Here is a 25,691-nt window from a genome sequence, read left to right as displayed (position 1 = left end):
GCTCTGCGATCAAAGGCCTGGCTAGGCGAAACGCTGCCGGAAAAGCGGAGTGGACTGTTGTCCATGAGCATTTCGCGGCAGCGGTTCAACAACGCCAGGCCGAAGCGCAGCTAGCTACCCGACACGGACCCCAGGGCGCCGAGGCAGTAATACTTGGTCTCGAGAAACTCATCGATGCCGGTGATGCCGCCCTCGCGGCCCAGGCCCGACTGCTTGACGCCGCCAAAGGGCACCGGCGGGCCGGTCATCTTCACCGAGTTGACCGACACCATCCCGAACTCCAGGGCCCGCAGCAGCTTCCAGATGCGGCGAATATCGTGGGTGTAGACGTAAGCGGCGAGACCGTACTGGGTGTCGTTGGCCAGGGCAATGGCCTCGTCATCATCGGCATAGGCCATGACGCCGGCGATGGGGGCGAAGCTCTCTTCCTGCCACAGGCGCATATCGCGGGTCAGCCCGGTCAGCAGCACCGGCATGAAGAAGTTCTCGCCCGGCGCCTGGCGCTGATCGCCGGCCACCAGGGTGGCGCCCTTGGAGATGGCGTCGTCGACGATGCCGGCGGCCTTGTCTACCGCTTGGCGGTGGATCAGCGGGCCCAGGTCGACCTCGCTCTCCATGCCGTTGCCCACGGTGAGCGCCGCCATGCGCTCGGCGAAGTGGGCGACGAACGCGTCGTGGATCGATTCGTGGACCAGGATACGGTCCGCGGCCAGGCAGTCCTGCCCCGAGGTCTGGAACTTGGCCGCCACCGCGGCGAAGGCCGCCTCCTTCGGGTCCATGTCCGGCCCGACGATGAAGGGCGCGTCGCCACCCAACTCCAGCGAGACCCGCTTGACGGTGTTGGCGCACTGCTCCAGCAGCAGGCGACCGACCCGTGTGGAGCCGGTGAAAGAGAGCGCCTTGACCCGGGGCTCGGCACACAGCAGCTGCGACACCTCGGCGGGCTCGCCCAGCACCACGTTGAACACCCCCGCCGGGATGCCGGCGCGCTCGGCGAGCTCCGCCAGCGCCAGCGCCGAGAAGGGGGTCTCGCCGGCCGGCTTGACGATCACCGGGCAGCCGGCGGCCATGGCGGCGGCCGCCTTGCGGGTGATCATCGCCAGCGGGAAATTCCAGGGCGTGATCAGCGCCGCAATGCCCACCGGCTCCTTGAGGGTACCCAAGGCGGCGTTGGGGATGTGGCTGGGGATGGTCTCGCCGAAGGTGCGCTTGCCCTCCTCGGCGAACCAGCGCACGAAGCTGGCGCCATATTCCACCTCGCCGCGAGCGTCCGGCAGCGGCTTGCCCTGTTCCAGGGTCATCAGGATAGCCAGGTCTTCGCGGTTGGCCTGGAGCAGGTCGTACCAGGCCAGCAGGCGCTCGCAGCGCTCGTCGGCACGTAGCGCACGCCAGTGCACGAAGGCGGCCTCGGCGGCGTCCACGGCGGCGCGGATCTGATGCGGCTCGAGCCAGGGGATGTACCCCAGCGCCTCGCCGGTGGCCGGATCGAACACGGCCTCCTCGCGGCCGCCCTCACCGTGGGTCCACTTGCCGTCCACGTAGGCGTGCTGGCGGAACAGACGCGGGTCACTGAGCTTGCTGGATAGGGTCATGCGGCACCTCCCTGAGGCGCCGGCCGTATTGACGTTGGAGGCCGGCGTCGATGAAACGGTCGAGCCGCCTGAAGGAACTCCTCCAGGGCGGCTCGGTAGGTTCATCTTAAGGCAGATGGACGGCGGGGACTTTTCGTTAACCCGCCAGGGGGATGCGCTTTTTTTTGTCCGCCCACACCTGACAGGAGGTTTTTTTCCGAAGGGGGACGTCAGCCCGCCTCGGGATCGATCAGCGCCGCCTCGGTGAACACCAGCAGACCCAGCTCCGGGCGATAGCCGTGGATCTCGGTAACGTCCAGGGCCTGCAGGAAGTAGAGGATCTCCTCGCTGACCACCTGGCCCGGGACCAGTACCGGAAAGCCCGGCGGGTAGGGGATCACGAAGCTCGCCGAGACCACGTCGCGACCAGCCCGCATGGCCGCCTGCACCTCGCCATTGTCGAAGCGCAGGTACTCGGTGTTCACCTCGTCATAGGCCAGGAAGTAGGCGCAGCGGATATCGCCCTCGGGGGTATTGCCGTCGGGGTTCGGCCGGAAGGCGTCGTGGAAGCGGCTGAAGTCCGGCAGCGGCGGCAGCTCCTGGGTCAGCGAGTGGACGCGGTTCTCGATGATCTTGCGCTCCGGCCGACTGCTCTCATCCCAGCGGGCCTCGAACTCCTTGGCCAGCTTGATCAGCACGTCGAGCAGGTAGGCGATGGACCCCCGGGTGGTGCCGATATTGGTCATGAACAGCACGGTGTTGCGCGATGTCTTGTTGATCTGGATGCCGTACTTGTTCATCAGGAATTCGTTCTTGAAGGTATCCCCGTCGATCCCGGTGGTGCCGATGGCGATGGTGATGCGGCTGGGGTCGACGACGAACTCGTCGTTGGCCCAGGCCTCCTCCATCTTGTTCCAGCCGGTGACCGGGTCGTAGAAGGTGTCGACCCCGGACTGCCGGTACTCCAGCGGCACCATGTCCTTGTTGATCAGCACCCGGAAGTATTTCTGCAGCAGCGGATGGGTATATAGCTGCTCGCGCAGCGACAGCGCCGCCTCGACCTGAGCGTGCACCAGCTCGAAGCCCTCCATCTCGGCCTGCATGCGACCCACGTCCAGCGAGGCGATGATCTGGTAGTTGGGCGAGGTCGAGGTATGGGTCATATAGGCCTCGTGGAACGGTGCCTCGACCTTCTGGCGATAGTCCTGGTCCCAGACGTGGATCATCGACCCCTGGCGCAGCGAGGTCAGGGTCTTGTGAGTAGAGTGGGTGGCATAGGCACGGATGCGCACTTGATCGGGATCCGGCATCAGCGGGCGGTCGAGCCAGGTGGCATCATCGTCGGGATCGAGCTGGTCGAACTCCGCCTTCCAGGCCGCGTACTCCTCGTGGTAGGCCACGCTGCGGTAGCGCTCGCACAGGGTGCGGGCGGCATGCATGGCGGTACGCGGCCGGTAGGTGGGGTTGAAGCCGGCGAAGGCGAACCACGCCTCGTCCCAGAGGAACACCAGGTCGGGCTTGATCGCCAGGCACTCCTCCATCACCCGACGCACGTTGTAGACCACGCCGTCGAAGGTGCAGTTGGTCAGCAGCAGCATCTTGACCTTGTGCAGCTGGCCCGAACGCTTGTACTCGAGCAGTGTCTTCTTGATCTCCTTGAGCGGCACCGCGCCATACATGGAATAGTCGTGCAGCGGGTAGGAGTCCAGGTAGCTGACGTGGGCCCCGGCCAATACCATGCCGTAGTGATGCGACTTGTGGCAGTCACGGTCGATCAGCACGATGTCGCAGGGCTTGACCAGTGCCTGCACCACGATCTTGTTGGCGGTGGAGGTGCCGTTGGTGACGAAGAAGCTCTGCCGCGCGCCGAAAGCCCGGGCGGCGTACTCCTGGGCCTTCTTGATCGGCCCGTAGGGCTGCAGCAGGGAGTCCAGGCCGCCGGAGGTGGCCGAGGTCTCGGCGAGGAAGATGTTGATCCCGTAGAAGTCGATCATCTGCCCGGCCCAGTGGGAGCGGGTGATCGACTTGCCCCGCGAGATGGGCATGGCGTGGAAGACCCCGGTGGGCTTGCGGCTGTACTCGCGCAAGGCATCGAAGAAGGGAGTGCGGTAGCGGTTGTCGATGGCCCTCAGGATGGTGTGATGCTGCTCGATGTAGTCCGTCTCGCGATAGAAGATGCGGTTGAAATGACGGATATCGCGGCTCGCCGTGGCCTCCACGTCGCCGCTGGTGACCAGGAACTGGTCGATCTCGGGACGCAGCTCGTGAATCATGCTGCTCAGCAGGATGCTGCGCTCGGCCTCGGACTGGTGTTCGAGGGACTGCTCGGAGATCCCCTCGAGGTAGTTGCGCAGGGCGCTGAGGTTGTACTTCGACTTGTAGGGGAACTCATAGCGGATCAGGCAGGCCTGGATATTGGGGTTGACCAGCACCGCGATGAGCGCATCCTCGAAGCTTCTCACCGTCACCACGTCATAGACGAAACGGTCCTCGGGGCGGCGCATGTTGTGGAAGGCCTCACGCACCACCTCCTCTTCCGGGGCCGAGAGGTTGTCGACGATCAGCAGTTCGAAGTAGGGCTGGGCAGCGCTGTTGGAGGCCGGGTGGCCGCGGCGCAGCTGGGCCAGGGCATCCAGGGTCTCCATATCCTCGGCACCGGCGTCGGTCTCGCTGAGATCGACATGGCGCCGGCGGTAGGACTCGCTGATCAGCGCCCGCACCAGGCGCTTGACCACCTTCTCCAGCAGCCCGTACTCCTCACGATCGAACAGCGACCAGAGGTGGCGGAAATCCTCCTTGGAGGGAAAGGCGTGGTAGTCCTCGATGATCTCGAGCCGCGTCAGCTTGACGTCGATCGCCTTCACCAGGTTTCTGACCCGAGCGTCATCGGTCAGACGCACTAGCTGTCCCAGGTCACGCTTGAGGGCGTTCCAGGTATCGGCACGCAGCTGGGAGATCTTGTGGTAGAAGCCCAGCGCGGTATAGGGCGTTTCAGTCTGGCTGGTCTCTTGCATGGCGATACCCTTCCATGATGATGGTTGTAGTCGATATCGATCAGCGGCCGAACCTTTCCAGCACGCCATAGCGCACGGTGATCCACTCTTCGGGAAAGTGGTCGAAGCTCAGGTCCAGATCGAGTCCGGGCCAGTGGTAGCGCACGCTACCCTCTGCGGGTCGATAGAAGGCCGAATAGATGGTGCCCAGGCCGCGGCGATAGTCATGACGGAACAGTGGCGGCGCCGAGAAGGCCGCCTCCAGACGCGCCTCGCTGGTGGCCTCGTCGTCCACCAGGATGGAGAGCTGGCGTTCACGGATCAGCGTCTCGGAGGCCAGCGCATGGGCGTACCACTCGATGCGTTTCTGGTGGTTGGTGGCCACCGGCACCCGGCGGATGCTGGCCTGGCGGTCCGGCCCGATCATCGCCGTCACGTAGCGCCCGGCAGCGTCGGCCACGGTGATGTTGTAGGCCATGTGGGTCGGCACGCGCGCCAGCACCTCGGCGGCCTCGGGCACGCTGTCGCAGAACTCCAGCAGGTAGCGCAGGATAACCGGTGCGCCGAAGCCATCCCCCACCGCCTTGCGCCCGCCGAAGGCCAGAGACACGGCCAGCCCGTGGTCGTTCATGCCGTCGAGCACGCCCCACAGGCAGTCAGACATGGCAATCACGCCGCGGCCATTCCAGCGGGTAAAGAGGATGGACCCCTCGCAGAGCTCCGGCGGGTAATCGTAGTTGCGCGCCAGCAGGGTGCTGCCCGGCCGAGCCAGCACCGCCTGGGAGCAGCCGGTGATGTAGGGCGGCGGTTGATAGAGGCTCAGGAAGCGGGAGGCCAGGTCACCGCCGCCGGCCAGCTCGCACAGCGCACGATAGGTTGGCAGCAGCTCCGGCATGTGCCGGCGCAGGGCGTTGAGGCAGGCCAGATACCCCGGTCGCTCGCGCTCCCCCTCGGCCAGGTACCAGGCCTCGTAGGCGGACCAGTGCGCATCGAAGATCGACCGCCACTTGGGGCCCGGCGTCGCCTCGTGCAGGGTGCGAAAGACCAGCGTCTTATCGTCCATTTTGATAGGCGCCGCCCCCTGGGGAACAGAAGCGGCGCCCTCCCCCTTCACAGGATCTTGAAGTTGCCGCCGCCAACGGCGTGGCTGACGGCGACCTGTTCCACCACGGGATCCTGCAGTGACTGCCCCGAATACTGGCCGCGAATGCCGTCGATCCAGGCTTTCGCCCGCTCGTTGAGCTGGAAGTCATCATCCATCAGCCGCCCGCGGGTGATCAGGATGCCCAGATCGGCCCCCTCGTAGCGGAAGTCACCGGCACCGCTGATGCGCAGGAAGAAACCCTCCTGGTCGTTCTCGGCGGCGTGGGGGTGATAGCTGTAGTGGTCGTAGGCGATGCTGCCGTCGCCAGTCATCTTCCATACCCCGGTACGCGGGGCGCTGGTCAGTAGGTCGACGCTCTCGTCGGTGTGCTTGATCACCAGCTGGCTCCAACTGTCGACGCTCTCGGGATGGGCCCAACGCTCGTTGATCTCGTTGATATCGAGATCGAAGTCGACGTCGGAGAACTCCAGCAGATGGAAGAGGAACAGCGGAATATCGGAGTGGGCGAAGGCCGCCACGTTAGTCAGCGAGCTGGCCCCGGTGACCCGCGGGTTGAGCTCGCCCAGGTAGACCTCGCCGTTGTCCATGTCGATCAGGAAGTCGAGCTCGAAGTAGCCGCGATACCCCTCCTCCCGCAACGCCTCACCGAACAGGAAGGTGAACTCCCGGGCCTTGTCGCGAATCTCCTGGGTGAAGGCCCCGGCGAACATCTCGTTGCCGCACCAGCCGCCCTTGTAGGGGGTCAGCGTCTTGAAGCCCACCAGCTCGGTCATCAGCGGCCCCACCACGGTGCCGCAGCGGGTGGCACAGGCCTCGATGGCCGAGCCGCGGCAGTTGATGCGCTTCATGATCTTGACCTCGGCCTCGGCCTCGATCTCCTCGGCATGCTTGTAGTAGTCGTCCTCGCTGGCGATGAAGAAAGTGGTATGGCCGGAATCCCCGAAGGCGGTCTGCACCACCAGGTCATTGCCGAGCTCCTGACTCACCTCGCAGAGCTCCTGATAGCTGCCCACCCTGGCCAGCACGTTGGGCACGCTGGGCACGCCGGCCTTGTTGCCGATGCGCACCGTCTCGATCTTGTTGTCCATCCGCTGACGCAGCGTCGCCGGCGGGAAGGCGACCTTGAGCCCCAGCTGCTCGCACACCTCCTCAGTGTGCTCGTCGAACATCAGGAAGGCGGCGGTGCCCGCGATGTCGCCATCGGCCCGCGACTGGATAAAGTCGATCACCTCCTTGTGCTCCAGGAGGTAGTTGTTGATGTCTTCGATGCTCTCGAAATCCCGGGGAAACTTCTCCTTGGGCACGAAGACGTTGCGCTGCTGGCCGTCGAAACAGTCGATGTAGTTGATATGGCGGAAGTTGCCCACCCAATCGCCGATGCCGAGCAGGTTGAAGTTGGTGGCCGAGATGAAGTAGATCGGCTCCTTATTATTGAGGAAGTGGCGGCGGACACCGGCAATGCTGGTGATCTTGTTCATTGTTGTTGCTCCAACGATGGCGGATGGGAAAGCGTCGGCCGCTCTCGCGGTGGACCGTGTCGCGGTGGCGAAGGCGGAGTCCCGGCGACCGAAAAGCTGGTACAGGGCGCGCTTGAGGGACTCCAACAGCATGATGGTCTCCTTACCGGGACAGGGGACGGTGGATCAGTACTCCTCGACGTCGGCGCGCAGCGGCTTGATCAGCGGCCCGAGGGTATCGAGGAAGGGAGGGGTTCCGTTCTCGCTGCGATAGACAGAGAAGTCCGCGCGGCGGTCGCGAAAGCTCTTGAGGGGTTGACCGAGTCCGCGCAGGCCGGTTTCGCGCTCGCGGCGTACCCGGTGGAGGTCGACCTCGATGGGCATCACCTCCTCGCCGGTGCCGGCCTGGTGGATGACGTCACCCGAGGGACCGACCACGATGGAACGCCCGTTCCCGATGGCGCCGGCACCGTTGATGTCGAAGAAGTAGCACTGATTGACCGCGGCGTTGGTGCGCGCGATGGACAGCTCGATGTCGCGGTCGATGGTGTCGGTCATGGTCGGGTGCAGGATCACCTCGGCGCCCATGGTGGCCAGGGTGCGGGTGGTCTCGGGGAACCACATGTCGTAGCAGATCGACACCCCGAAGCGCGCCACGTTGGGCACGTCGAAGACAACGAACTCGCTGCCGCTCTCCACGCCTGCCTCGTAGGGAAGAAAGGGGAACATCTTGCGGTAGCGGGTCACCACCTGCCCGTGGGGATTGATCACCGACAGGGTATTGAAGATCCCCTGGTCGGTCTGCTCGAACATCGAGCCCGGGATCAGCCAGATGCGATGCTGCTCGGCGATCTGACAGAACAGCTGCTCGGCGTGACTCGGCATGGGCTGAGCATGGTGCGGCGAGGCGCCCATGGGCATCAGCTCGCTGAAGACGACCATCTGGACCTGGGGAAAACGGCTCATCAGGACGTCAACCCGGTGGCGCATGGCTTCGGTGTTGTCGCCGTGATGCAGGGCATGCATCTGTACCCCGGCAATAGTGAAATAGGACATCTTGGTCTCTCTGCGTCAGGCGATCTCGGAACTCTCAGGGCGCTGTCAATTGTCAATCGACCATGACCGGCACCATCAGTAGTATGCCGGAAAGATCGCCCGGCATGGTGAGTGTCTACCCACCCCTTGGCGTCAGTTTATGACAAACGGTTACGGAAACAATCAACGCTGTGCTCGCGAAGCGACGAAAACGGTCCGGTCGGGAAGGCGAAGATCAGGTCGCGAGGTCGACGCGAGAGAGGCCTGTTCCGGGGCTCTTGACCGTCTTGGTGACGATATAAGTGAAGTAGCGCTCGATGCCTGCCTCGCCGGTGAGCCAGGCATCGATCAGCCGCTGGTAGGCATCGATGGAGTCGGCCTCGACCTTGATCAGGTAGTCGACGCCGCCGCCCACCGCCACGCACTCGGTGACCTCGGGGGTGGCGTGGACCAGCGCCTCGAAGCGGGCGAAGCACTCGGCGTTGTGGGCCTTGAGCTCGATCTGCACCCACACCGGAGTGCGCTTGACCAGCGCCGCCGAGTTGATGCGTGCGCTGTAGCCCTCGATGACGCCGGCCTTCTCCAGCCGGCGTACCCGCTCCCAGCAGGGACTGACCGAGAGGTTGATCGCCTCGGCCAGCTTCGATTTGGTGATGCGGCCATCCCGGGAGAGGATCTCGAGGATCTTCAGATCGTAGCGGTCGAGCTTCATGAGAGGGAGTCGACCACGTCGGCGATCACCGCGATGGTGTCGCCCATGTTGACCCGCGCCGGATGGCGACGGGCGGCCAACAGCCCGCTGCGCCCGGCGCGATATTCCACCGGGGGGGTTCCGCTGCGGGTCATGTCATAGACCCGGGCCACCACCTCCCCCTTCTCCACCCGCTCGCCCAGGGCGAAGGCCAGCTCCAGCACGCCGGAGTGCTCGCTCTGCACGTAGCAGCTGGCATCGGGCATGTCGAGGTAGACCTGGGGCTCGGCCGGCATCTCCACTTCGCCCTGGAGCAGGCCATAGTGGATCAGGAAGTTGCGCACGCCGCGCTCGGTGATCGCCATGGTTTCGGGGGTGGAGGTGCCGCCGCCGCCGAGCTCAGTGGCCACGAAGATCTTGCCCTGGCTCTCCACCGCGGTGTCGAACAGCGCCGCAGCATCGAGCTCGAACATCATCATGGCGTAGGGCGCGCCGAAGGCCTTAGCGCCCTCGAGCGCGCTGCGCTGCTGCTCGGCCTCCTCCAGCACGTGGGAGGCCCCGAAGGGGATGATGTCCAGGGTGCGGCCGCCGGAGTGCAGGTCGAGCACCACGTCACACATCGGCACCATCACCCGGGTGAAATAGTCGGCGATCCGCTCGGTCACGCTGCCGTCGGGGTCGCCGGGGAAGCTGCGGTTGAGGTTGCCGCCGTCGAGGCCCGAGGTGCGCTTGCCGGCCATCACCGCCGGTTGATTCATGCAGGGCACGATGATCACCCGGCCGCTGACCTCTTCGGCCTTGAGCCGACTCGAGAGCTTGAGCAGCGAGGTGATGCCCTCGTACTCGTCACCGTGGTTGCCGCCGGTCAGCAGCGCCGTGGGGCCCTCGCCGTTCTTGACCACGGTGACGGGGATCATCACCGCGCCCCAGGCGGAATCATCCACGGAGATGGGCAGCTTGAGGAAACCGTGCTGGACGCCGTCGGCGTCGAAGTTGACGGTGGCGCTGATCGGGCTTGGGCGTAGCGGGCTGGGGGGCTTGGTCATGGTCATGTGACTCCTTGTGCAATTAACGCGACTCAGCGCACGAAGAGCTGGCGCGGGAAATCGGCCAGGGTCTCGCAGCCGGTCTCGGTGATCAGGATGCTCTCGGTGATCTCCAGCCCCCACTCGTCCTCCCACAGGCCAGGCATGAAGTGGAAGGTCATGCCGGGCTTGAGAATGGTCTCGTCGGAGGGACGCAGGCTCATGGTGCGCTCGCCCCAGTCCGGCGGATAGCTGATGCCGATGGGATAGCCGCAGCGAGCGCCACCGCGGTCGAAGCCGTACTTGTCCATGGCCGCGCCCAGTGCCATGGCGATATCCGCGGTGCGGTTGCCGGGCTTGGCGACGGCCAGGCCTTTCTCGATGCCCTCGAGCAGCGCCGACTCGGCGCGGATGAACTCCTGGGGAGGCCGCCCCAGGAAGACGGTGCGCGACATCGGCGCATGGTAGCGCTTGTAGACCCCGGCGATCTCGAAGAAGGTGCCCTCTCCCTTCCGGAACGGCGTGTCGTCCCAGGTCAGGTGGGGAGCGGCGGCGTCCTTGCCGGTGGGCAACATGGGCACGATGGCCGGGTAGTCGCCACCGAACACCCGCCCCTGCTCGTCGCGCCAACCCTCGATGCCCACCCGGTAGATCTCCGAGACCAGCTTGCTCTTGGGCAGGCCGGGTTCGATCACCTCAAGGATTCGCGAATGCATGCCCTCGACGATCTTCGCTGCCACCCGCATGTACGCGACTTCCTGGGGCGACTTGATGGCGCGACACCAGTTGACCAGGGCGTTGGCATCCATGAAGCGGGCGTGGGGCAGCTCGCGCAGCAGGCTCTGGTAGGCCTTGGCGGAGAAGTAGTAGTTGTCCATCTCCATGCCGATTACACCCAGGTGCCAGCCGCGGTCGGGCATGATCGACTGGGCCAGGTAGTCCATGGGATGCATGTCAGGGTTCTGGACGTAGTAGTCGGGGTAGTAGGTGATGTTGTCCGGGTCGATCCAGCAGGTGCGCAGCGCCCCGTTGGCGTCCATGCGCCGCCCGTACCATACTGGCTCGCCCTCGAGGCCGAGCAGCACGCACTGGTGCACGTAGAATGACCAGCCGTCATAGCCGGTGAGCCAGGCCATGTTGGAGGGGTCGCTGATGATCAGCACGTCGATGCCACGACCGGCCATCTCGGCACGCACCTTCCACAGCCGGCTGGCGTACTCCTCGCGGGTGAAGGGCAGGTTTACCTGGGTCATTAGGCCACTCGCCAAAGCAACATCAAGAAAATCGGCCCTCTCGATGAGGAGAAGGCCGGCCAGGGTCACGGTCACGGACAAGAGACCTCCATGGGTCGCCGTCCGGTCAGTCGCACCAGCAGTCGGGGAGTGACCCCCGTGGGTCGAGGTTACTGCCAACCCACCGTAGGCGGTCAAGCATTTAGTTCAGCGACCGGCGCAGGCGCTGCAATGCTTGTCCGCCGCGCCCATGGCTCCCATGATGGACACCACCCATGAGTCAGGAGGAGCCATGAAGGTACTGGTGCATATCGATGGGGCCGAACAGTGGCGCGACGCCCTGGCCGAACGCCTGCCCGAAGCCGAGGTGATGACCAGTTCGGCGCCCGCGGAGCAGCGCCGCGAGGCCGACTACCTGGCGGTGTGGAAGCCGCCGGAGGCGCTGCTGCGCGAGCCCGTGGCGCTCAAGGGCATCGTCAACCTCGGCGCCGGTGTAGACGCCCTGCTGAACAACCCCGGGCTGCCCGAGGGGGTGCCCATCGTCAAGCTGCGCGACGCCGGCATGGGGGAGCTAATCGGCGACTATGTTCGCTACGCCGTCCTCCACTTCCAGCGCGATTTCGACCGCTATCGTCGCCAGCAGCACGTCCGCCAGTGGCGCGAGCATGCGGTGGTCGACAAGGCCGACTGGCCGGTGGGGGTGCTGGGACTGGGCGCCATCGGCGCGAAGGTCGCCGCCATGGTGGCCGCCGACGGCTTCCCGGTACACGGCTGGAGCCGCTCGGCAAAGCGGCTCTCGGGCATCACCTGCCACCACGGCGACGCGGGGCTCGAGGCGCTGCTCGTTAGGGTGCGCACTCTGGTTCTCCTGCTGCCGGACACCCCCGCCACCCGGCAGATCATCGATGCCCGGGCGCTGGCCCGGCTGCCCGAGGGCGCCAGCCTGGTCAACCCCGGTCGCGGCACCCTGATCGACGAGGTCGCCTTGCTCGCCGCCCTGGGGCCAGACGACGACGCCGGGAGCGTGGGCCGGCTGCGCGGCGCCATACTCGACGCCTTCCCCGAGGAGCCGCTGCCCGAGGCAAGCCCGCTGTGGCGCCATCCTCGGGTCTGGGTCACCCCGCACATGGCCGGTCCCACCCCGCTTGGCGAGGCCATGGACCAGGTCGCCGAGGCGCTGCGGGCCTTCGCGGCCGGCAAGCCACAGGCCACCGTGGACCCCGACGCCGGCTACTGACTCGATCCAGGCGTTGCCGTGGCGCCCTACACGATGTCGGACCCGGGTCCTACGCTTGAGGAAGCGTCACACCAATGTGGAGAGCTGCCATGAAACCGTCAGTGGGATACGGTCAGGAGGACGCACTGGTCGTCGTCGACCTGCAGAACGACTTCTGTGAGGGGGGTGCCCTGGCCGTGGCCGGTGGCAGCGCCCTGGTGCCGGGCATCAACGCCGAGATCGCCGCCGCCCGAGCCGCGGGGGCGCTGGTGATCGTCTCCCGGGACTGGCACCCGGTCGATCACCTGAGCTTCTCCCACCGCGGCGGACCCTGGCCGGTGCACTGCGTGCAGGATACCGAGGGCGCCGCCTTCCACCCCGACCTCGCACTGCCCGCCGACGCCATCCGCGTCAGCAAGGCCTGCGCCTTCGACGCCGACGCCTACTCCGCCTTCGACGGCACCGGGCTCGGGGGCTACCTGCGTGAACGCGGCATCGGGCGCGTGGTTATCTGTGGCCTGGCCCTGGATGTCTGCGTCAAGGCCACCGCCCTGGAGGCGTGCCGCGAGGGGTTAGTCACCCTGCTGCTCGCCGGGCTCAGCGCGGCGGTGGACCCCGGCACCGTGGAGGACGTCTGCTCGGAGCTGCAGGCCGCCGGGGTCGAGGTGATGGGCGAGAGGAAGGGCGAGGGTCGCCCATGACGCCGACCCCCTACGCGGTCGCCGACGACGACCTGGCGTTGCTCACCGACCTCTACCAGCTCACCATGCTGCAGGCCTACTGGGCCGAGGGCATGAAGGAGCGCGCCACCTTCAGCCTGTTCTTCCGCCGGCTGCCACCCACGCGGCGTTTCATGCTGGCCTGCGGCCAACAGTATGCCGCCGAGTTGGCCACCCGGCTGCGCTTCAGCGAGGCGCATCTCGCCAGCCTGGCCACGACCGGCATCTTCGACGACGCCTTTCTCCACTGGCTCGGCGACTGGCGATTCAGCGGCGATATCTGGACCCTGCCCGAGGGCACGCCGGTGTTCGCCAACGAACCCGTTATGGAGGTGGATGCGCCCATCGCCGAGGCACAGCTGCTCGAGAGCCTGACGATGAACCTGGTGCAGCTGGAGACGGTACTTGCCTCCAAGGCGGTGCGCGTGGTGCTGGCCGCCGGGGGCCGACCGGTGGTGGATTTCGGCCTGCGTCGCATGCACGGCATCGACGCCGCGGTGCGCGGGGTGCGGGCCTACCGCACGGCGGGGCTCGAGGGCACCAGCAACGTGCTCGGCGGGCTGCGCCACGAGCTGGCGCTGCGCGGCACCATGGCCCACAGCTACATCCTCGCTCACGACGACGAGGGCGAGGCCTTCCGCGCCTTCGCCCGCCACTACCCGGCCACGACCCTGCTGGTGGACACCCATGATACCCTCGAGGGCGTGCGCAAGGTGATCGCGCTGATGCGTGACGACCCGACACTGACCGTCTGCGCCATCCGCCTGGACTCCGGGAACCTGGGCGAGCTGGCCAGGGGAGCACGCCGGCTGCTCGACGAGGCGGGCCATGCGCAGGTAAGGATCATCGCCAGCAGCGGGCTGGACGAGTGGCAGATCGAGGCCCTGGTGACGGCCGGCGCCCCCATCGACGTGTTCGGCGTGGGCACAGAGATGGGCGTCTCCGCCGATGCCCCGGTGATCGATCTCTCCTACAAGCTGGTGGAGTACGCCGGTACGCCGCGTCTCAAGCACTCGCCGGGCAAGGTCAACCTGCCCTGCCGCAAGCAGCTCTATCGCCAGGTTGACGCCAGGGGGCGTTACGTGGGCGACCTCATCGCCCTGCGAGACGAAGCGGGGATCGCGTGTGAACCACTGCTGCGCCCCCTGGTGCGCAACGGCGATCTGTCGCTGGAGGAGATGGCGCTCGCCGACGGCGCCCGGAAGCGCACGAAAGAGGCCCTGGCCCGGCTCCCGGAGGCCCTGCTGGAGCTGTCCCCGGGCGAGTCGGACTACCCGGTCAGCCTGAGTCCCGGGCTCGAGGCCCTCAGCCGCCGGCTGTGAGGGAGTAGACTGTGCAACAACCCCACATGCCGGAACCCATGCCCGGCGTGCGGGTCAACAGCACTGCCATCGTCCATCGAGAACGAGATGCCCCTCAGACGCCTGCTGATCTGCCTGCTGTTATCCCTCCCGCTCGCCGCCGCGGCGGCTGGGGCACCCGCCGCCCCGTCACCCGCGGACCGCAAGGGCCAGTCCGTCGCTCAGCCCGTCGTCGAGCCTTACATAGAGAGCGCCGCCCGGGTCACCCCCCAACCCTTCGCCGCCCGCTACCGCCTGGAGGTGAGCGGCTGGCCCAGCACCAGCGTCGTGCACCGGCTCTCCCGGGACGGCGGTTCCTGGCACAGCGAGATGAGCGCCGCCATCGCCGTGGCACGAGGAGAAGAGCGCAGTCGCTTCCTGATCGAGGAAGATGGGGTCCGTTCGCTGCAGTACATCAGCGGCTACTCCCTGCTGGGGCTGGGCGGCGACTACCGTCTCACCCCCGACGAACTGGCCCTGCTTCCCGACCGCCAGGCCGCCCTCTTCGACCTCTCTCGTCGGGTGCTTGACGGTGGCTGCGAGGAGGCCTGCGTCATCCACTACCAGGACCACCGCGGCCGGGAGGAGCGCATGGAAGTTCGCGCGCTGGGTCCCGAGAGCCTGAGTCTGCCCGCCGGCCACTTCGAGGCCCTGGCGGTGGAGGTCACCGAACCCGACAAGCCCGAGCGCCGCCTGGTGTTCCGCTTCCACCCCGAGGTGCCCGGCCTGATGCTGGGCGTGGAGTACCACCGCGACGGCGAGCGCAGGAGCCGCCTCTCCCTCACCCGGCTCTCGCTGCTGGAGTGATGCCCCGCTCCGGGCCTGCTAGAGTCGCAGGTTTGCCGTCGCTGCCCCGGCGACGGCACGGGGATGGGACTCTCGATGCTGAGCGGACTGGTGATCGTGCTGCTGCCACTGGTGCTGGGTTACCTGGTGCCGGTGCGCCACGCCAGCGTGATGGGGCTGATCAACCGCGGGGTGAACGCCTCGGTCTACGGGATCCTGCTGCTGATGGGCGTGAGCCTGGCCGGGCTCGACGACCTCGGCGGCCAGTTGTCCCGCATGGGCGGCCAGGCGCTCGCCCTGTTCACGGTGATCAGCGTCTGTAACCTGGTGGGGCTCTGGTGGCTCTCGGGCCGCCTGGGCCTTGCCGCTGACCCCTCCCGGGTGGTGCCCGGCGCCCCCACCAGCAAGCTCGCCGCCATGGCCGGCTCCCTGACCCTGGTGGGCGTGGTGGTCGCAGGTGTTGCGCTGGGGCTGGCCGGCCGTTTCCTGCCCGGGCTTCATGCTGGCGCCGAGACCCTGGCCGAGTGGGTGCTCTATGCCCTGCTGGCGCTGATCGGCTGTCAGCTGCGCAACTCCGGCATGCCGCTGCGCCAGATCCTGCTCAATCGCCACGGCCTGGCCATCGCCCTGGTGCTGGCGGTCACCTCGCTGGCCGGGGGCCTGCTTGCCGCTCCGCTGCTCGACCTGCGCGCCAGCGAGGGGCTGGCCCTGGCCGCCGGCTTCGGCTGGTACTCCCTCTCCGCCATCCTGGTGGGCGACCAGTTGGGGCCGGCGATGGGCGGCGTCGCCTTCTTCAACGACCTGGCACGGGAACTGCTGGCCTTCGTGCTGATCCCTCTGGTGATCCGCCGCCATGCGGCGCTGGCCATCGGCTACGGCGGCGCCACCTCCATGGACTTCACCCTGCCGGTGATCCAGCAGCATGGCGGCGTGGCCTGCGTGCCGGTGGCGGTGGTCTCGGGCTTCATCCTGTCGCTGCTCTCGCCGCCACTGATCCTGTTCTTCCTGTCGCTATGATGACCTGACTCGGCGATGTCCCGACGCAGCGACCCGTCGGCTTGCATGCTGCTTGCACATTTCGTGACCTTTGTCTGCATCGCCCCGGGCGATGCTGTCCACTCCGCCTCCCTGCCCGAGCCGCCGATGAGCCCGCCGCCCTCCTCCAAGGTCTGCCCATTTCGCCAGCGCGGGCGCGGTCGCCTCGGTGCCCTGGCCGCCTTGCTCGTGCTGGCCGGCGGGCTCTCCCTGGCCGGGTGGCTGATGAGCCAGCCACCACGGGTGGAGCGACGCCCCGCGCCGGCTCCCGCTCCACCGCTGGTGGAAGCCGTGACCCTGGTGCCCCGGGCCATTGCGCCCTCGCTGCACGGCTTCGGCCGCGTGGTGGCCGAGCGCGAGGCGCGCCTGGCCAGCCGGGTCGCCGGCCGCCTGGAGGCCTTTGCCCCCGGAGTACTTCCGGGCCGCATGGTGGAGGCCGGCGCCCCCCTCGCCCAGCTGGACGACGCCGACCTGGCCCTCGCCCTGCGCGAGGCCGAGGCCGCCCTGGACCAGGCCGAGGCGGCACTCTCCATGGAGCGCGGAGAGCAGCAGCGCGCCCAGGCCGAGTACCAGAGCTTCGGCCGCGAATTGCCGGCCGAACGACGCGCCCTGGTGCTGCGCGAGCCTCAGCTGAGAAGTGCCCGTGCCGAAGTGGAGCGGGCCCAGGCCGCCCGCGACCGGGCCCGGCTTGACCTGGAGCGTGCCACCCTTACGGCCCCCTGGCGGGGCATGATCCAGGCCCGCCTGCTCGGTGAGGGCAGCGAAGTGGCCAGCGGCACCGAGCTGCTCCAACTGGTGGATGTCTCGCGCTTCTGGGTGCAGGCCGCGCTGCCCGGCGAGGCGCTGGCGTGGCTCGCGACCGCCTCCGACACCACCCCCGGCAGCGCCGTGACGCTGACCAGCCGCGGCTGGCCCGCCGGCAGCGAACGCGAGGGCGAGCTGCTCGCGGTGCTGCCCGCCCTGGAAGAGAACGGCCTGCAGGCCCAGCTGCTGGTGGCCGTGGAGGACCCTCTGGCGATTATCGAGGAGAACCGCGCCGCGCCGGCCCTGCGCCTGGGCGACGTAGTGCGCCTGGACTTCCAGGCTCGCGAGCGGGACGACCTGTTCGCGCTGCCCACCGCGGCCCTGCGCCCCGGCGACGAGGTCTGGGTGCTGGACGAGGAGGAGCGCCTGCGCCGTCGCCCGGTGGGCGTGCTGCATCGCGATGATGATCGGGTGCTGGTTGCGGAGGGCCTGGCAGACGGGGAGCGGGTGATCACTTCGCCGCTGGGCCAACCCCGGGAGGGCATGCGCCTGCGCATCGCGTCTTCCAGCGACGAGCGCCCGGCCGTCGAGGCGGCGGCTGAGCCAGCGAAGGCCCGCCGATGACGCGCCGCGGCCCCATCGCCTGGATGGTCCACCACGGGGTGGCCCCCAACCTGCTGATGCTGTTGCTGATCATCGGCGGCCTAATGGCCTCCACCACCATCAAGAAGGAGGTCTTCCCAGACTTCGAGCTGGAGATCATCACCGTCGCCATCGGCTATCCCGGCGCCACCCCCGAGGAGGTGGAGCGCAGCCTGCTGCTGCCGCTGGAGGCGGCACTTTCGGGCGTGGACGGCATCGATGAGCTCACCGCCACCGCCAGTGAAGGCAGCGGCCGAGTCTCCGCCAGCCTGGTGGAGGGCGTTGAGGTGATGCGAGTCTACCAGGAGATCCAGCAGGCGGTTGGGGCCATCACCAGCCTGCCGGCCGCCGCCGACCCGGCCCGCTTTGGCCTGGCGGGACGCTCGCGCAGCGCGATGGACCTGCAACTCCACGGCTGGGTCGACGATCAGCTGCTGCATGATGTCGCCGAGGCGATGCGCGCCGAGCTCCAGGCCGCCTCGGGCATCTCCCGGGTGGAGCTCTCCGGCAACCGCGAGCGCGAGATCCAGGTGCTGCTCGACGAGGAGGCGATGCAGCGCCACGGCCTCGATCATCGCCAACTCGCCAGCCGCATCGGCGACGAGGCCCAGGACCTCGCCGGCGGGCGCCTGACCACCAGCGAGGGGGAGTGGCTGATCCGCTATCAGGGCCGCCGCGACGAGGCACGGGAGTTCGCCGAGCTACCGATCCTCGGCACCTCCGACGGCGGCCAGCTGCGCCTTGGCGACATCGCAAGGGTTGAGCGCGGCTTCGCCGAGACCGACCGTGAGGTGCTCTACAACGGCGCACCGAGCCTGACCCTCGAGGTCTACCAGATCGGCGACCAGACGCCGATCGGCATCTCGGACGCCGTGCAGGCCCAGCTCGAACGGCTCCGGGCGGGCCTGCCGGAGGGGGTGAGCCTCTCGGTTTCCCGGGACACCTCCGAGGTCTACCGCGACCGCCTCGACCTGCTCCTCAAGAACGCCTTCCTCGGCCTGGCCCTGGTGCTGATACTGATGGGCCTGTTCCTGGAGGCCCGGCTGGCCTTCTGGGTCACCCTGGGTATCCCCACCGCTTTCCTCGGCGCGATGCTCTTCCTGCCCTGGTTCGGGGTATCGCTGAACATGATGTCGATGTTCGCCTTCATCATCGCCCTGGGCATCGTGGTGGACGACGCCATCATGGTGGGCGAGAACATCCACAGCTACCGCGAGCAGGGCCACTCACCGCGCGAGGCCGCGGTGCGCGGCGCCCGGGAGATGGCGGTGCCGATCACCTTCGCCATCCTCTCCAATATCGTCGCCTTCCTGCCGCTGCTGTTCCTGCCCGGGTTCCTCGGCATGATCTTCGCCGTGGTGCCGCTGGTGGTGATCACGGTGTTCCTGGCCTCCTGGCTGGAGGCGCTGTTCATCCTGCCCGCCCATCTGGCCCATCGCTCCAACGACCGCGAGGCGCCGGCCTGGCGCCGCCCCCTGGACAGGGTGCGTCAGGGGCTGCAGACGTGGCTTTCACGCGTCACCCGAGAGCGCTTCGCCCCCTTCCTCGAGCGCTGCCTGGACCAGCGACTGCTCACCGTGAGCCTGGCCGTGGCGGTGCTGACGGTGGCCCTGGCCTATGCCATGAGCGGGCGGCTGGGCTTCTCGCTGATGCCCCGGGTAGAGTCGGACCGGGTGCAGGCCACGGTCACCCTGCCGGTGGGCAGCCCCATCGCCGACGACCGCGACATCCGCGACCGCCTGCTGGACGCCGCCGAGGCCCTGGCCGAGCGCGACCGGGGCCCGGCCTTCACCGCCAACCGCGCTCAGATCGACGGCGACCGGCTGACCGTGCAGCTCACCCTGGACCGCGACAGCCTCGATGCCTGGCCGCCCTCCCGGGTGGCCCGGGAGTGGCGCGAGCTCACCGGGGACTTCAGCGGTGCCCAGGCGGTGCGCTTCGAAACCGACGTGGGCGGCCCCGGCGCCGGGGCCGGGCTGACCCTGCGCCTCTCCCATCCCGACAGCCGCGCCCTGGAGGGCGGGGCCAACCGCCTCGCGGAGGCGCTGGGTGAATTCGAGGGGGTCACCGACATCGACAGCGGCCTGGCCGACGGCAAGCCCCAGCTGGAGATCCGCCTGTCGCCGGAGGGTCGCGCCCTGGGCCTCACCGGCGGTGACCTGGCCGCCCAGCTGCGCGCCCCCCTGCAGGGCATCACCGCCCTGGAGCAGTTCGTCGGCCGCCACGAGATCAGCGTCGAGGTGCGCCTGCCCGGCGAGGCTCGCCAGAGCCTCGCCGACTTCCACCGGCTGCCGATCCGCACCCCGGAGGGGCGCCAGGTGCCGCTGGCCCGGGTCGCCGAGATCGAGCTCGGCCGCGCCGCCACCACCCTGCAGCGCATCGACGGTCGGCGTATCATCAGCGTCACCGCCGATGCCGCCGGCGAGGGGCGCATCAACCAGGTCCTGGCGACCCTGGAGGCAGATACCTTTCCCGCCCTGCGGGCCGGCTGGCCGGGTCTCGAGATCACCCCCGGCGGCCGCCAGCAGGAGACCGCCGACAACGTCTCGGCACTCTCCCGGGCGGCCTGGCTGACCCTGATCGCGCTCTACGCCCTGCTCGCCATCCCCTTCCGCAGCTACCTGCAGCCGCTGCTGGTGCTGGCCGCCATTCCCTTCGGCATCATCGGCGCCGTGGCCGGCCACATGATCATGGGTTTCGGCCTCTCGGTGATCAGCCTGATGGGCATGCTGGCGCTCTCCGGGGTGGTGATCAACGACGCCCTGGTACTGATCGACTATGCCAACCGTCGGCGCCGCGAGGGCCTGGGCCCCCGGGAGGCCATCGTCGCCGCGGCCACCCGCCGCCTGCGCCCGATCATGATGACTACCCTGACCACCTTCCTGGGACTCGCCCCGATGATCTTCGAGACCTCACGCCAGGCGCGCTTTATCATCCCCATGGCGATCTCGCTGGGCTTCGGCATGCTGTTCGCCACCTTCATCCTGTTGCTGCTGGTCCCCTGCCTCTACCTGATTCTGGAGGGGCTGCGCGAGCGCCTCCAGGGCAGCAGCCCCCAACCCGAGGAGGCCACCCCATGAGCCTGCGCCTGCCTCGCCCAGCCGTCTCCCGGCTGGGCGTCAAGCTGTTCGTGGTGATCCTGTCGGTCAACGTGGCCATCTCGGGACTGGTGTTCCTGGGCGTCTCGCGCAGCCTGGACCGCGGATTCATCGAGTACCTGGACACCACCCAGGCGAATCGCGCCGAGACACTGGCCGAGGGGCTCGGTGAGGAGTGGGCAAGGCGCGGCGACTGGCAGTGGCTGCGCGTCTCGCCCTCGGCCTGGCAGCGCCTGGTGCGCCAGCAGCTGTGGCCGGGCGCCGGGGCGCCGCCTCAGGGCATCGAGCGCCGCCTGGGCGATCCCAAGGACTTCGTGCTCCATGACGCCGCCGGCCTGCCGGTGATCGGCCTGCCACCGGACGACGAGGAGGAGGCCGCCACCCTGCGCTGGCTGCCGATCCTCCACGAGGGGGAGCGGGTCGGCACCCTGGGCTACCGCCCGCCCGAGCAGCTGATGGCGCGCATGGACCGCATCTTTCTCTCCCGACAGCAGCGCAACCTGTCGATCATCGTCGGCTCGCTGGGAGTCGCCTCGCTGCTACTGGCCGGCGGGCTCTCCTGGTGGCTGGGGCGACGGACCCGCAGCATGGCCCTGGCCACCCGCCGCCTCACCGAGGGGGACTACAGCACCCGGCTCCCCGAGAAGGGGCGCGATGAGCTCTCCCGGCTCTCCCGGGACTTCAACGTGCTGGCCGCCACCCTGGAGGCGAGCCGCGAGGCGCGCAGCCGCTGGGTCTCGGATATCGCCCACGAGCTGCGCACGCCGCTGGCGGTGCTGCGCGGCGAGATCGAGGCGATGCAGGACGGCATCCGGCGCCTGGACCCGGACAGCCTGCACTCCCTGGCCCAGGAGGTGGGCCAACTCGAACGGCTGGTGGCCGACCTGCGCCTGCTCTCCCAGAGCGACGCCGGCGCCCTGGAGGTGCAGCTCGCCCCGCTGGATCTCGCCGAGAGCCTCGCCGACCGACTGGATGAGGCGAAGAGATGGCTCACCGACAGCGGCATCACCCTCGAGACCCGCATCCAGGGCGAGGCCTGGGTGCGGGGTGACGTACAGCGCCTGCACCAGCTGTGGAACAACCTGCTCGACAACACCTGCGCCTATACCCGGATACCGGGACGGCTCAAGGTCACCCTCGCCGCCGCCTCACAAGGCATCCGGGTGACCTGGGAGGACAGCGCCCCCGGGGTGCCCGAGAGCGAGCTTGACCGACTCACCGAGCGTCTCTATCGGGTGGAGGGCTCGCGCAATCGCGCCAGCGGCGGCAGCGGCCTGGGGCTCTCCATCGCCGCGGCCCTGGTCAAGGCCCATGGCGGCGAGATGCGACCCTCGTCCTCACCGCTGGGTGGGTTATGCTGGACGCTGACGTTTCCCACGCTCGATGACGACCGTTTCAGGGAGGAGATCGCATGACATCACAGGAACACGAGCAACAGCAGATCCTGATCGTCGAGGATGAGCCCAAGATCGCCCGGCTGGTGGCCGACTACCTGGCGGGCAGCAGTTTTGCCACCCACCATCTGGACCACGGCGACGCCGTGCTGCCCTGGCTGTCGGAGGTACGCCAGGCGGGCCAGGGCCCCGTGCTGGTGCTGCTCGATCTGATGCTGCCCGGCACCGACGGCCTGACCCTGTGCCGCGAGATCCGTCAGCGCTGGTCGGGGCTGCCGGTGATCATGCTCACCGCCCGGGTCGAGGAGGTGGACCGCCTGCTGGGCCTGGAGCTGGGCGCCGACGACTACATCTGCAAGCCCTTCAGCCCGAGGGAGGTGGTCGCCCGGGTCAAGGCGGTGCTGCGCCGCAGCCAGGGCGCGGACAACCCCGACCCTGCCGCCGGCAGCGATCTGGTGCTCGACGAGGAGGGCTGGCGGGCGCTGGCCGACGGCCGGGACCTGAGCCTCACCGCGGTGGAATTCCAGCTGCTCAAGGTGATGATGCATGCCCCGGGGCGGATCTTCTCACGGGACCAGTTGATGGACCACATGTACCGAGACCACCGCATCGTCTCCGAGCGCACCGTGGACAGCCACGTCAAGAAGCTGCGCCGCAAGATCAGCGAGGCGTGGCCGGAACGCGAGGTGATCCGTTCGGTCTACGGGGTAGGCTACAAGTACCAGCCCGAGGAGTGATGCCGGCCTCGCATGCACCACCTTTGCACCGTCGGTGCATGGCCCTTGCACCGCGCCGAGCGAGACTGGAACCATCAACCCGAGGCCCGAAGGAGTGACCCCCATGAAGATGACCGTTTCCCGCAAGCTGCTGGCGCCGGCCCTGCTCGCCATCGCCATTGCCCCCCTGGCACTCTCCGCCACCGCCGCCGACCACGGCAGCGGGCCAGCGCATCACAAGGAGCATCACCAGGAGCAGCGTCAGGCGCTCTTCGAGCGCGCCGGCATCGACGAGGCGACCCGCGAGGCCCTGGACGAGGCGAGCAACGAGCACCGCGAGGCGATGCGCCAACTCCATGAGCAGCACCAGGAGCGCCTGGCCGAACTCCTCGACGAGGAGCAGCGCGCCGCCCTGGAGGAGGCCCGCGGCGAGATGCGCGAGGCACGTCACGCCGAGATGATGGAGCAGCGCCGCGCCAGCATGCAGGAGCGTCTCGAAGCGCTGGTGGATGACTGGGGGCTCTCCGACGAGGAGCGCGAGGCCCTGCGCGAGACCCGCGAAGCGATCTACGCCGACATGGCCGAGCTGCGTGAACGCGACTTCGACTCACGCACCGAACGTCACGACGCCATGCGCGAGATGCGCGACCGCCACCAGGAGGCGCTGTCCGAGATCCTCAGCGACGAGCAGTTCGAGGAGCTGAGGGCCACCATGATGCCTCGTGGAGAGCGCGGCTATGGCAAGGGGTACGGCAAGGGCCACGGCAAGAACTACCATGGCGAGAAGCGCAGGGACTGAGGCCCAGTGATCGAAATACGGTTACCGAACTACGGTAACCAGAGTACCGCAACTGACACACGTCGCCGCCGGCCTGGGCCGGCGGCGATTTCGTATGGATCTGACCGGGCCCGACGCATGGCGTCAGGCCCGGTCGAATCAGGAGCTCAGCCGTAAAGCACCCCCGGCAGCCAGAAGACGATGCCCGGCACCATGTAGAGGATGAACATGGCCACAAACACCAGCAGCAGGAAGGGCATGATCCCCATGAAGATATCGCCCAATTCTATCCCCTTGGGCGCGATGCCCTTGAGGTAGAAGGCCGACATCGCCATGGGCGGCGTCAGGAAGGAGGTCTGGATATTCAGCGCCACCAGCACGCCGAAGAACAACGGGTCGATGCCGAACATGTGCAGCAGGGGCAGGAAGATCGGCACGAAGATGATGATGATCTCGGTCCACTCCAGCGGCCAGCCGAGGATGAAGATCATCAACTGGGCCAGCAGCAGGAATTGCAGCGGCGTCAGCGAGAGCCCGCTGATCCAGTGTTCGATCAGCGAGTGACCGTCGAGCAGCGAGAACACCGACGAGAAGATCCAGGAGCCGACGAACAGCCAGCAGACCATGGCGCTGGTGCGCGCGGTCAGGAATACCGCCTCGCGCAGCCGGGCGAAGGTCAGCTGCCGATAGACCGCGGCCAGCAGGATGGCGCCGAGGGCCCCGATGCCGGCCGCCTCGTGGGGAGTGGCCAGGCCGAACAGGATCGCCCCCAGTACCGACATGATCAGCACGAAAAGCGGCACGAAGGAGGTCAGAAGCCCCCAGTAGACCTTCCCCAGCGGCACATCGAGCTTCTCGGCGGACAGCTTGGGCGCCACCTTGGGGTTGAGCATCGCCCGGCCCATCACGTAGAGGATATAGAGCCCAGCGAGCAGAAGCCCCGGTATCAGGGCCGCTGCGTAGAGGCGCACCACCGAGACCCCGGCCATGGCCCCGTAGAGGATCAGCATGATGCTCGGCGGGATCAGGATGCCCAGGCAGCCGCCGGCGCAGATCACTCCGCTCGACAGGCGCTTGTCGTAGCCAGCGTTGAGCATCGCCGGCAGCGCCAGCAGGCCCATCAGAGTCACCACCGCCCCGACGATGCCCGTTGCCGTGGCGAACAGCGCGCAGGTGATCAGGCTGGCCACCGCCAGGGAGGCGGGCATGCCGCGCGCGGCCAGCTGAAGGCTGGAGAACAGCCGATCGAGAATATTGGCCCGTTCCACCATGTAGCCCATGAAGAGGAACAGCGGCACGGCGATTAGCACGTCATTGGACATCACCCCATAGGCGCGCTGCACCAGCAGCGGGAAGATGATATCGCCGATGGCGAAGTAGCCGAAGGCAATGCCCATGGCGATCAGCGTGAAGGCGATGGGAAAGCCGAGCATGATCAGGATGACGAGCATGCCCAGCATCAGGATGCCGATTTCCGGTTCGCTCATTGACGCGTCTCCCCTGAATCCTGCTGGGCGGCCTTGACCTCGGCCTCCTTGTTGACCGGAATGGCGATCTCCTCCACGTCACCCAGGCGGCGCGGCCACTGGCCTTGGCGCAGGCAGAGCACGCAGCGAGCGACCTCGGCGACACCCTGCAGCGCCAGGAAGGCGGCGCAGGCGGGGATCACGAACTTGTAGGGCCAGATCGGCGGCCCGCCGGGAGTGAAGGAACTGTGTTCGTTCTGGCGGAATGAAAGCGCGAAGAAATCCCAACCGTAGAACATCAGGGCGAGGATGCCCGGATAGAAGAACACCAGGTAGAGCGCAAGCTCCAACCCCGCCTGGACGCGTGCCGGGAAGTAGCGGGAGACCACGTCGGCACGCACGTGGGCGTTGTGAGCCAGGGCATAGGCCCCGCTCATCATGAACAGGGTGCCGTAGAGCATGTAGCTGGTGTCGTAGGCCCAGGTGGTGGGTGCGCCCATGACATAACGCATGAAGACTTCGTAGCTCACCACGAAGGTCAGGATCAGGATCGCCCAGGCGAACACCTTGCCCACCCAAGTGCTAAGATGATCGATCATGAAGATGAAGCGCATGATAGCCTCTCACCGGCCACCGCCTCTCCTCCGG

Annotated in this window: 20 protein-coding genes; 10 read left to right on the top strand and 10 right to left on the bottom strand. The window is 67.6% G+C overall.

The window, feature by feature from the left end; all coding sequences use genetic code 11:
• Positions 1-110: 110 nt before the first annotated feature.
• The 8 genes from ACR80S_RS01995 to doeA all read right to left on the bottom strand — a co-directional run bounded on the left by ACR80S_RS01995 (position 111) and on the right by doeA (position 11,130).
• Entirely contained in the window at positions 111-1,592 is a 1,482-nt protein-coding gene (locus tag ACR80S_RS01995) for an NAD-dependent succinate-semialdehyde dehydrogenase (RefSeq protein WP_435402419.1), read from the bottom strand.
• A 209-nt stretch (positions 1,593-1,801) separates the two neighbouring features.
• Positions 1,802-4,585, bottom strand: coding sequence for an aminotransferase class I/II-fold pyridoxal phosphate-dependent enzyme (locus ACR80S_RS01990; RefSeq protein WP_435402418.1), 2,784 nt, complete (start codon positions 4,583-4,585; stop codon positions 1,802-1,804).
• Between the two features lie 40 nt (positions 4,586-4,625).
• Entirely contained in the window at positions 4,626-5,627 is a 1,002-nt protein-coding gene (locus ACR80S_RS01985; protein ID WP_435400426.1) for a C45 family autoproteolytic acyltransferase/hydolase, read from the bottom strand.
• A 47-nt stretch (positions 5,628-5,674) separates the two neighbouring features.
• Complete coding sequence (locus ACR80S_RS01980) at positions 5,675-7,147, bottom strand: biotin carboxylase (RefSeq protein ID WP_435400427.1); 1,473 nt, start codon at positions 7,145-7,147, stop codon at positions 5,675-5,677.
• 165 nt (positions 7,148-7,312) lie between these two features.
• Positions 7,313-8,182, bottom strand: a complete 870-nt coding sequence (locus ACR80S_RS01975; RefSeq protein WP_435400428.1) for a carbon-nitrogen hydrolase family protein — start codon at positions 8,180-8,182, stop codon at positions 7,313-7,315.
• 214 nt (positions 8,183-8,396) lie between these two features.
• Positions 8,397-8,873 (bottom strand): Lrp/AsnC family transcriptional regulator, encoded by a 477-nt coding sequence (locus ACR80S_RS01970; protein ID WP_435400429.1) that lies wholly within the window; start codon positions 8,871-8,873, stop codon positions 8,397-8,399.
• The gene (gene doeB / locus ACR80S_RS01965) at positions 8,870-9,898 is read right to left on the bottom strand and encodes a N(2)-acetyl-L-2,4-diaminobutanoate deacetylase DoeB (RefSeq protein ID WP_435400430.1); all 1,029 of its coding nucleotides are present in this window, start codon (positions 9,896-9,898) and stop codon (positions 8,870-8,872) included. Before doeB ends, ACR80S_RS01970 begins: the two co-directional genes overlap by 4 nt.
• A 32-nt stretch (positions 9,899-9,930) precedes the next feature.
• Positions 9,931-11,130, bottom strand: coding sequence for an ectoine hydrolase DoeA (gene doeA / locus ACR80S_RS01960; RefSeq protein ID WP_435400431.1), 1,200 nt, complete (start codon positions 11,128-11,130; stop codon positions 9,931-9,933).
• A gap of 271 nt (positions 11,131-11,401) precedes the next feature.
• On the opposite strand from doeA, the gene ACR80S_RS01955 reads away from it, so the two are divergent.
• The 10 genes from ACR80S_RS01955 to ACR80S_RS01910 all read left to right on the top strand — a co-directional run bounded on the left by ACR80S_RS01955 (position 11,402) and on the right by ACR80S_RS01910 (position 23,598).
• Positions 11,402-12,346, top strand: a complete 945-nt coding sequence (locus ACR80S_RS01955) for a 2-hydroxyacid dehydrogenase (protein WP_435400432.1) — start codon at positions 11,402-11,404, stop codon at positions 12,344-12,346.
• An 89-nt stretch (positions 12,347-12,435) separates the two neighbouring features.
• Positions 12,436-13,026 carry an isochorismatase family protein gene (locus tag ACR80S_RS01950; RefSeq protein WP_435402417.1) on the top strand — a complete coding sequence of 197 codons (591 nt, stop codon included), beginning with the start codon at positions 12,436-12,438 and terminating at the stop codon, positions 13,024-13,026.
• Positions 13,023-14,366 (top strand): nicotinate phosphoribosyltransferase, encoded by a 1,344-nt coding sequence (locus ACR80S_RS01945; RefSeq protein ID WP_435402416.1) that lies wholly within the window; start codon positions 13,023-13,025, stop codon positions 14,364-14,366. Before ACR80S_RS01950 ends, ACR80S_RS01945 begins: the two co-directional genes overlap by 4 nt.
• An 87-nt stretch (positions 14,367-14,453) precedes the next feature.
• Positions 14,454-15,191 (top strand): hypothetical protein, encoded by a 738-nt coding sequence (locus ACR80S_RS01940; protein WP_435400435.1) that lies wholly within the window; start codon positions 14,454-14,456, stop codon positions 15,189-15,191.
• A 75-nt stretch (positions 15,192-15,266) separates the two neighbouring features.
• Complete coding sequence (locus tag ACR80S_RS01935; RefSeq protein ID WP_435402415.1) at positions 15,267-16,187, top strand: LysO family transporter; 921 nt, start codon at positions 15,267-15,269, stop codon at positions 16,185-16,187.
• A 45-nt stretch (positions 16,188-16,232) separates the two neighbouring features.
• On the top strand, positions 16,233-17,573 hold the full coding sequence (locus ACR80S_RS01930) for an efflux RND transporter periplasmic adaptor subunit (RefSeq protein ID WP_435402414.1): 1,341 nt from the start codon (positions 16,233-16,235) through the stop codon (positions 17,571-17,573).
• Positions 17,570-20,671 carry an efflux RND transporter permease subunit gene (locus tag ACR80S_RS01925; RefSeq protein ID WP_435402413.1) on the top strand — a complete coding sequence of 1,034 codons (3,102 nt, stop codon included), beginning with the start codon at positions 17,570-17,572 and terminating at the stop codon, positions 20,669-20,671. Before ACR80S_RS01930 ends, ACR80S_RS01925 begins: the two co-directional genes overlap by 4 nt.
• Positions 20,668-22,104, top strand: coding sequence for an ATP-binding protein (locus ACR80S_RS01920; RefSeq protein WP_435400439.1), 1,437 nt, complete (start codon positions 20,668-20,670; stop codon positions 22,102-22,104). The genes ACR80S_RS01925 and ACR80S_RS01920 overlap by 4 nt, the downstream gene beginning before the upstream one ends.
• Positions 22,101-22,820 carry a response regulator gene (locus ACR80S_RS01915; RefSeq protein ID WP_435402412.1) on the top strand — a complete coding sequence of 240 codons (720 nt, stop codon included), beginning with the start codon at positions 22,101-22,103 and terminating at the stop codon, positions 22,818-22,820. The genes ACR80S_RS01920 and ACR80S_RS01915 overlap by 4 nt, the downstream gene beginning before the upstream one ends.
• A 103-nt stretch (positions 22,821-22,923) precedes the next feature.
• Positions 22,924-23,598, top strand: a complete 675-nt coding sequence (locus ACR80S_RS01910) for a hypothetical protein (RefSeq protein ID WP_435402411.1) — start codon at positions 22,924-22,926, stop codon at positions 23,596-23,598.
• A 146-nt stretch (positions 23,599-23,744) separates the two neighbouring features.
• Here the strand turns inward: ACR80S_RS01910 and ACR80S_RS01905 are convergent, their stop codons facing one another.
• Positions 23,745-25,064 carry a TRAP transporter large permease gene (locus ACR80S_RS01905; RefSeq protein WP_435400442.1) on the bottom strand — a complete coding sequence of 440 codons (1,320 nt, stop codon included), beginning with the start codon at positions 25,062-25,064 and terminating at the stop codon, positions 23,745-23,747.
• On the bottom strand, positions 25,061-25,657 hold the full coding sequence (locus tag ACR80S_RS01900; protein ID WP_435400443.1) for a TRAP transporter small permease subunit: 597 nt from the start codon (positions 25,655-25,657) through the stop codon (positions 25,061-25,063). Before ACR80S_RS01900 ends, ACR80S_RS01905 begins: the two co-directional genes overlap by 4 nt.
• Between the last annotated feature and the right edge of the window lie 34 nt (positions 25,658-25,691).

This window comes from Halomonas salsilacus (genome assembly GCF_051216275.1).
In the GTDB taxonomy this organism is placed as follows: domain Bacteria; phylum Pseudomonadota; class Gammaproteobacteria; order Pseudomonadales; family Halomonadaceae; genus Halomonas.
The sequence above is the reverse complement of the archived record's forward strand: the minus strand, read 5'-3'. Positions and strand labels throughout refer to the sequence as shown.